The organism is Chloroflexota bacterium, from assembly GCA_014360805.1.
In the GTDB taxonomy this organism is placed as follows: Bacteria; Chloroflexota; Anaerolineae; order DTLA01; family DTLA01; genus DTLA01.
The window spans coordinates 26,977-34,560 of sequence record JACIWU010000031.1 but is presented as its reverse complement, the minus strand read 5'-3'; the positions used below and the strand labels follow the sequence as shown (position 1 = coordinate 34,560).

Sequence of the window (7,584 nt, the reverse complement as noted above, 5' to 3'; positions counted from 1 at the left end):
TGTCACGGCAGAAGGCAGCCCTCCGCAAGGTCTTCTCATCCCACTGCCCGCTCTCGACCCTCCAGAGTTGGCATAGACGATGACCTTGCCTTCCTTCTTCGCCGCGGCTTCAATGGCGGCCCAGTCCTGCTTGGCGGGGGCGAACTTGCCCAGTTCCGCCGCCTTCAGCCACTGCTCATTGGGCGTCAGCGTCGGCTCCGGCGTTGGAGTCGGGGGCTGGGTGGGCTGTTGCGGCGCGGCGGTAGGCGCCGGCCTGGGCGTCGGCGTCGCAGCCGGCGCGGCGCACCCCGCGATCAGGGTAACCAACATGCAGATTGACAGAATCCTCACCAGTATCTTCATTTCTCCCTCCTGGCAATGCAATAGTGGGCCGAAACCGCTTCACCAATCGGATATGTGTCGCTGCTCGTTCTCCCCTCCTTTCATTGCGTCAACTACCGCTCCCCGAACAGGGGGCGCGACGCGCTTGAAGCGCGGCTACACTTCGCGAACCGCGATCAGGTTGCCGGTATCTCCGTCGTACAGATTGATCGTCCGCGGGTCAAACCCCAGCCACACGCGGTCGTCCATCTTAAGGGAACTGAGGCCGGGCACGCGGATGGTGATTTCCCGCTCGCCCACGCACGCCACGATGGTAGAATCGGCACCCGATGGCAGCACCGAGTAGACCGAGGATTCCACCGCGCCCGTCGTCGGCTCCGTATAGACCGCGATGTCTTCGGGCCGGACGGCCAACACCACCTTCCCCTGCACCCCGCATACGTTCACAGGCACCTTGAACTCGCCCAAATCCACGTGCCCTTGGCCGTCCACCACCCCTTCCAGGAGATTCACCTTCGGGTTGCCGATGAAGTCGGCCACGAACAGGTTGGATGGGCACCGGTACACACGGTCGGGAGTGTCCACCTGCTGGAGGACGCCGTCTTTCATGACGGCGATGAGGCTGGACATGGTGAGCGCCTCCACCTGATCGTGGGTAACGTAGACGGTTGTTGCGCCGGCCACATGATGCAGCCGCTTCAGTTCGGCCCGCATGTCCATCCGCAGGCGCGCGTCCAGGTTGGATAGCGGCTCGTCCATCAGGAACACCTTGGGGCGATAGGCCAACATGCGCGCCAGGGCGATGCGCTGCTGCTGTCCACCGCTCATCTCGCGGGGGTAGCGATGCTCGTACCCCAGCATTTTGACTTCGGCCAGCGACTCCTTGACGCGCTTGTCAATCTCCGATTTGGGCAGTTTGCGAATCTCCAGGGCAAAACTCATGTTCTTGTAGACCGTCATGTGGGGCCAGAGGGCATAGTTCTGGAACACCAGCCCCACATCTCGCTGGCCCGCCGGCACGGAGATGCCCTGAGCGCGCGAATACACGAGTTTGTCGCCGATGTAGATTTCGCCCTCGTCTGGGTCTTCCAGGCCCGCCACACATCGCAGGAGCGTGGTCTTGCCGCAGCCCGACGGGCCGAGAAGGGTCAGGAAGGTCCCCGCCTCCACGGTCAGGCTCACATTGTTGACCGCGACCACATCGCCAAAACGCTTGGTCAGGTTCTTGATGGTGATGGTTGTGCCCATGATTTCCCCCTATCTACATTCCAAGGCCCTTCTTGAGGCTGCCGCCCCTGAAGCGCCCGATCAAGAAGTTCCCGATCAGCACCAGCGTGATGAGGATGAGGATCACGGCGTTGGCCATCTGGTCGTCGCCGTTCTCGGTGTAGCGCATCGTCTGGCTCGCCAGGACTTGCGTGGCCGGCGTTACCAACAGGATGATCAGGGACAGTTCCCGCATCGTCGTGATGAACGTCAGCAGGAATCCGGAGACAAACCCTGCGCTCGTGAGCGGGAAGATGATGCGCTTGAATCGCTCCCAGAGGTTGGCTCCGGCGATCTGCCCGGCCTCCTCCAGTTCCCGCCCCACCTGAAGCATGGCCGACACGCCGCTTCTCGCCGAGTAGGGGATGTGTTTCGCCACAGACACCACCACGAGGAGCGCAAACGTGCCGTAGAGCGGTGGAATCGGCCCCACCCGCTTGGAGAACATGGAGATATACACCGCTCCGAAAGCGATCCCCGGAATCACATACGGGACGAAGGAGATTTGCTCCACGAGTTTGGAAAGGCGGGTGCCGCGCCCCTTCACAATGGCGTAGCCGAGGATCACTCCGAGCAGCGCCGTGAAGAAGGCGGTAGCCAGCGACAGACGGATGGAGTTCCAGGCGCTGGAGTAGATTTTGGGATTGCGCAGCACTCCCGGCGCACCATTGGCAATGTTGATGTCGCTCTTGCCGATCCAGTAGTGCAGCGTGAAGTTGGAGAGGCTGAAATCGCCGGAGCGCAACATGAACGTGTCATAGGCGAGCAAACCGAGCGGCAGGGCGATCACCAGGACCTGGAAGATGATCACGGCCGCCGCCAGAACCCCACGCCATCGGCGCAGCCGCGCCACGTGGGCCACAAACCCGCGCCCCCCGATGGTCTCGTAACTCTTGCGCGTGCCGATCAGCCGCTGGTTGATGTAGATGGTTACGATGGTGAACAGGATGAGCACGATGGCCAGCACGAACCCGTCCGCGAACTCGCCGATAGCGACATTGGAGCGGATCATGGTGGCGACGACGTAGTAGCGCACGGGCGTACCCAGCACGTTGGGGCCGCCGAAGGTGCCCATCACCTTGGAGAATGTCATGATGAACCCCGACAGCAGGGCCGGCAGCACCAGCGGGAAGGTGATGCGCCTGAGAATCCGCCCCCGGCTGGACCCCATGAGTTCCGCCGCTTCCTCCAGGTTGGAGTCAATGGACATCAGCGCCGCCGACACGAACAGGAAGAAAAACGTGTAGTAGTGCAGCGCGCTGCTGATGATGATGGGGAGGGGACCGTATGCCAGCCAGGTGGGCACGGGCCGGCCTATCAGATACTCCAGCAGGCCGGGCGTGCCGCCCGCGACGCGCGTGTTGAACAGCACCTTCCAGGCCATGGCGATGGTCCATGAGGGCATGATGTACGGAATCGTGGCTAGGTTGTTGATGAGATTGCGCCCGGGCATGTCGGTACGGATGACCAGCCACGCCAGGATAGACCCGATGAGCATGGCCAGGAGCGTCGCGCCGGTGGCGACAACAAGCGAATGCTGGAGCGGCGTATACAGGAAGACCTTGCTGATGCGACTGGCCAGCATTCGCACCCAGTGATAGGTGGTCAACTCACCGGGCACCGCATCGGGAACGGCCAGGACGTCGCGCTCCTGGTATGTGAGCGTCGTTTCCACCATGCGGTAGAGCGGAATCAGGATGAGGTACACCATCATGATCAGCAAGATCAAGGCCAGGAGCACCCTTGCGCTGGTCAGCCAGCGGATAAACCTTCGGTAAGCGGCCAGCACCCGAAGCGACAACGGCGGCTGAAGAACCTCAGGAACACTCATGCCCCCTCCCCCGACGGTCAGATCCGATACGGCAGCCCCTCCGAGACGCCGAACCCAAGCCCGGCGGCAAGCGGTCTACAGGCAGCGTTTCTAGGCGCCGGCCCCAGGCTTATGGTCATCCCACGTGAGTTTCACCGGCACATCCATGTTATAGATCGCGCGCAACTGCTCAAGGCGGTTGAGCGCGGCGATACTCTCGTCGGGCCTGGCCATCGCCACGGCCAGGATCAACGCGTTGAGTACGGACATCGGCACGGTCAGCGAGTGGAAGGTGGAGACGGGCCCCCTGCGCGCGGCGAGTACGACGTCCGCCTTGTGACGAAGTGCCGGCCCCAGCGTGTCGGTGAGGAGCACCGCCCGGCACCCTATGGCGCGGGCATGGTCCAGCACCGCGACCAACTCGTGCCGCACATATTGGAAGCCAGCCGCCAGCACCACATCCCCGGGTTGGAGCAACTGCAACTTCTCCAGCAGATGGCGCCCCGACTCGGTCATGGCCAGGGTCAGGATGCCCAGCCGTCTGAACCGCAACTCAGCCAAATCGGCGAGGACGGCCGAGGGGCCACTGGCGAATACGAAGATTCGCTCGCCGCCCAGGAGAACCTCCACCGCACGGTCAAAATCGGCCGCGCTTATGCTGTGGGCCGCTTCGTTTAGGTACTGGACTTCCATTTCCAGGACTTTGCTGAGCGTGGAACCTTCGCCGTCCGCAAGTTCGTGGAGTTTGCATTGGAGTCGGCTGGCGGGGGTTGTTTTCTGACGGAACAGTTCCTGAAGGCAGCGCCGCAGTTCGGGAAACCCGCGGAACCCGACGGCTCGGGCGAATCGCCCCAGCGTGGCCTCGCTGACCTGAAGCCGCTCTACCAGGTCGGCCGCAGTCAAGAACGCAGCCTCGTCATAGTTGGCGAGCAGGTAATTGGCGATGCGCTGTTGACTCTTGGTGAGGCTTGGGAAGCGGTCTTCCAGCCGCTGCCGGAAGCCGTTGAGCCCTTCTTCCATCTGCGACCTCGCAGCGGGACGCAATGCACACGTTATCAGCCTCTCGTTATGAAAGATTATACATCAGAATCTCCAAAAATGCAAGTAGAATTTCATTTTGCACGAGATTTTAAACTTAGGCCCCTAACCCCCTGTGGCCTCGGTATCATCCCGTGCCGACGACTCCGTGCAAGCCATCCCATTGGGCCACCCCGCCGCCGCAGAGATTGCTCCAGGCTTCGTCCCTCACGACGACGGGCGCCGACAATCTTGCGAACCGCCCTTTCCCCTGCAAGTGGACTGGCAAAACCGCCGATTTTGTAGTATAGTTTTGCATCAAGCCGACACCCGCCAGGCACACGCCATCCGCAAGGAGGTTACCGTGAGCGAGAACGAGTGCAACGAGTTCAGCGAACTGGTGTGCGCACATTTTGATTCGCTCACCAAGAGTGAGCGCCGCATCGCCGACTACATCCTCCACAACTCCGACGAGGCCGCGTTCCTGTCCGCCGCCGGGTTGGCCGACCGCCTGGGGTTGAGTGAAGCAACCATCGTCCGATTCGCCCACACCCTGGGCTTCTCCGGCTTCCCCGAACTTCGTGCCTGCTTGCAAGACCTGTTCCGGCGCAGGGTTTCGCACGCGGCGCGCCTGCGCAAGAAACTGGCCGAGATCAGCCCCGAATCGCACATCCTGGAGCAGGTCGTGGCCATGGAGATGGAATACCTCACCGACGCCTTGCAAACCGTGTCCCGCGACGCCTTTGACGAGGCGGTGCGTCTCATCTGCGGGGCGCGGCGCATCTTCGTCTATGCCCTGAGCGGTTCTACAACCCTGGCCGAATTGCTCCAGCTCCGCCTCCGCCGCTTCGGTCTGGAGGTGGTGCTCCTAACCCAGTCGGGCCGCGAGATTTGCGAACCGCTGCTTGCGCTGGGGAGCCAGGATGTGCTCTTCGCGCTGCTCTTCTTCAATCTCTCGGATGTTATGGAGGCGACCCTGGCGTACGCCAAAGCCTGCGGCGCCAAGGTGATTCTGCTCACGGACACGTTGGGCCTCCTGCTCCGTGAGTACACCGACGTGCTGCTGGAAGCCCAGCGCGGCCCGGTGATGGCGTTTCACTCGCTCATCGTGCCCATGGCCATCATCCAGGCGCTCATTATCGCCGTGGCCATGGCCGACGAGGAGAAATCCCTGGCCACCCTGGACAAACTGGACGAAATTCGTCGGCGCCTGGGTTTTGACGTGCCGGTGCGCATCTGGTGGCGGGAAAAGAAGGGCGCGGGCTAGCCACCCTCAACTTGCATCATCACCTCACGCGACTGGAGGAGAACATGGAGGGGCTGAACGCTGCAATCGCCGGAGTCGGATTCGTGGGCCGCGCCCACTTGGAGGCGCTGCGACGCCTCGGCATCCACGTGGCCGGCGTGCTGGGCAGTACGCCCGACAAGAGCCGCTCCGCCGCGCAGACCCTTGGCATCGCTCGTGGTTATGTGGACTTCGCCGAACTGCTCGCGGACGCCTCGGTGGATGTCGTGCACGTGTGCACCCCCAACAACCTGCACCTGGCCATGGCATCTGCTGCCATGCGCGCGGGGAAACACGTCATCTGCGAGAAGCCGCTGGCCCTGACGGCACAGGAGTCGCGCGAACTCGTGCGCATCCAGCAGGAAACCGGCCGGGTATGCGCCGTCTGCTTCAACCTGCGATACTATCCTCTCTGCCACGAGGCGCGGGCGCGAGTCCTCGCCGGGCAGATCGGCCAGGTGCGCATGGTGCATGGGCAGTTTCTGCAGGATTGGCTGTTCTCGCCTGTGGTGTGGAGTTGGCGGTTGGACTCGTCGGTGGGCGGCGCGCTGCGCACGGTGGCCGACATCGGGAGCCACTGGCTGGACCTAGTGGAATGGCTGAGCGGCCTGCGGGTTACCGAGGTGTGCGCCGATCTCACGACGTTCATCCCAAAACGGCTCAAGCCTGCCGGCGGCGCCGAGACCTTCTCTGCTGGAGCGCGTGAGGACGGCGCGCAAGAAGTACCGGCGGCGGGCGAGGACTACGCCGCGCTCCTGCTGGCGTTCTCCAACGGTGCGCGGGGATCGGTAACCCTGTCGCAGGTCTGCGCGGGCCGCAAGAATCACCTGTGGTGGGAACTCAACGGTTCCGAGGGCTCCATGTGGTGGAACGCCGAGGATCCCAATCGGCTTTGGATTGGGCATCTCGACGCGCCCAACCAGGTGCTGATCAAATCCCCCGGACTCATGCAGCCCGACGCGCGGCGCTATGCGGCGTATCCTGCGGGCCACGCCGAGGGGTATCCGGATACGTTTGTGCGACTCTTCCAGGATGTGCATGAACACATCGGGAGCGGCACCCCCTATTCGTCGGCAACCTTCCCGACGGTTGCCGACGGGCACCGCCAGATGGTGCTGTGTGAGGCCATCGGGGAAAGCGCCCGCCTGCGGCGATGGTTGCGGGTGGAAGACTGACGCCCCCGCACGGCCCGACACGCTGCACGGGCCGCGGCTGGCCACGCCCATCTGCCGGTCACGAACGCGGCGTCAGGAGGTCCCTGGGGATGCCAATACTTCCTGCCCCTCCGCCGCGAATATGCGGGCGTACAGGTCTATACCATAACTCGTGTCCAGGGGAGCGCCATCTTTTATCTTGAAAGTCCGCCTTCCATCTGGCAGCCTCTCTGCCCGCAAGAAAAGGACGCTCTTGGCCCTTTCCTCCCGAACAAGGCGGGCAAACTCCCACAGGTGCGTAACGTAGAAAACCTTGACGCCCGCTTCGCGGAGGGCGCGGACCACCTCCCTCGCGATCTCGGAACCCTCGCGTTCGTTGGTGCTGGCAAAGGACTCGTTGAGCAAAATGAGGCCATCGGGTTTCACGAAGTCAACGATGGCGCTCATTCTCTTCAGTTCCTCCTCAAACTTACCGCGTTCCATGGTTTTGTCCTCTTCCCGCTTGAAGTGCGTAAAGAGGCCCGAGCACAGGTTGCCTGAAAAGGACTCCGCCTGGACGAACATGCCGGCCTGCATCATCAATTGCGCCAGGCCGACGCTGCGCAAGAAGGTGGTTTTCCCGCCCTGGTTCGGGCCCGTGATGATGACCACATCTGTTGGCGTGGAGGACGCTTTGAACAGTCAAGGTTCTTCTCCCGTTGCAAAATCTCCTGCCGCTTCAAAGAAAAAAG

General features: G+C 62.6%; 7 protein-coding genes. 2 read left to right on the top strand and 5 right to left on the bottom strand.

The window, feature by feature from the left end; translation table 11 throughout:
* The 4 genes from H5T65_07075 to H5T65_07060 all read right to left on the bottom strand — a co-directional run.
* On the bottom strand, positions 1-342 hold a 342-nt coding region (locus H5T65_07075; protein MBC7258994.1), incomplete at its 3' end, for a hypothetical protein.
* Between the two features lie 135 nt (positions 343-477).
* On the bottom strand, positions 478-1,569 hold the full coding sequence (locus H5T65_07070) for an ABC transporter ATP-binding protein (protein ID MBC7258993.1): 1,092 nt from the start codon (positions 1,567-1,569) through the stop codon (positions 478-480).
* Positions 1,570-1,582: 13 nt separating this feature from the next.
* Positions 1,583-3,418, bottom strand: a complete 1,836-nt coding sequence (locus H5T65_07065) for an iron ABC transporter permease (protein ID MBC7258992.1) — start codon at positions 3,416-3,418, stop codon at positions 1,583-1,585.
* Between the two features lie 90 nt (positions 3,419-3,508).
* Positions 3,509-4,417 (bottom strand): MurR/RpiR family transcriptional regulator, encoded by a 909-nt coding sequence (locus tag H5T65_07060; protein MBC7258991.1) that lies wholly within the window; start codon positions 4,415-4,417, stop codon positions 3,509-3,511.
* 361 nt (positions 4,418-4,778) lie between these two features.
* Between H5T65_07060 and H5T65_07055 the strand changes: the two genes are divergently transcribed.
* Positions 4,779-5,681 (top strand): MurR/RpiR family transcriptional regulator, encoded by a 903-nt coding sequence (locus H5T65_07055; GenBank protein MBC7258990.1) that lies wholly within the window; start codon positions 4,779-4,781, stop codon positions 5,679-5,681.
* A 44-nt stretch (positions 5,682-5,725) separates the two neighbouring features.
* Positions 5,726-6,874 carry a Gfo/Idh/MocA family oxidoreductase gene (locus H5T65_07050; protein ID MBC7258989.1) on the top strand — a complete coding sequence of 383 codons (1,149 nt, stop codon included), beginning with the start codon at positions 5,726-5,728 and terminating at the stop codon, positions 6,872-6,874.
* Between the two features lie 72 nt (positions 6,875-6,946).
* Here H5T65_07050 and H5T65_07045 read toward each other — a convergent pair whose 3' ends face one another.
* Positions 6,947-7,534: a hypothetical protein gene (locus tag H5T65_07045; protein ID MBC7258988.1), complete on the bottom strand. Its 588-nt coding sequence runs from the start codon at positions 7,532-7,534 to the stop codon at positions 6,947-6,949.
* Between the last annotated feature and the right edge of the window lie 50 nt (positions 7,535-7,584).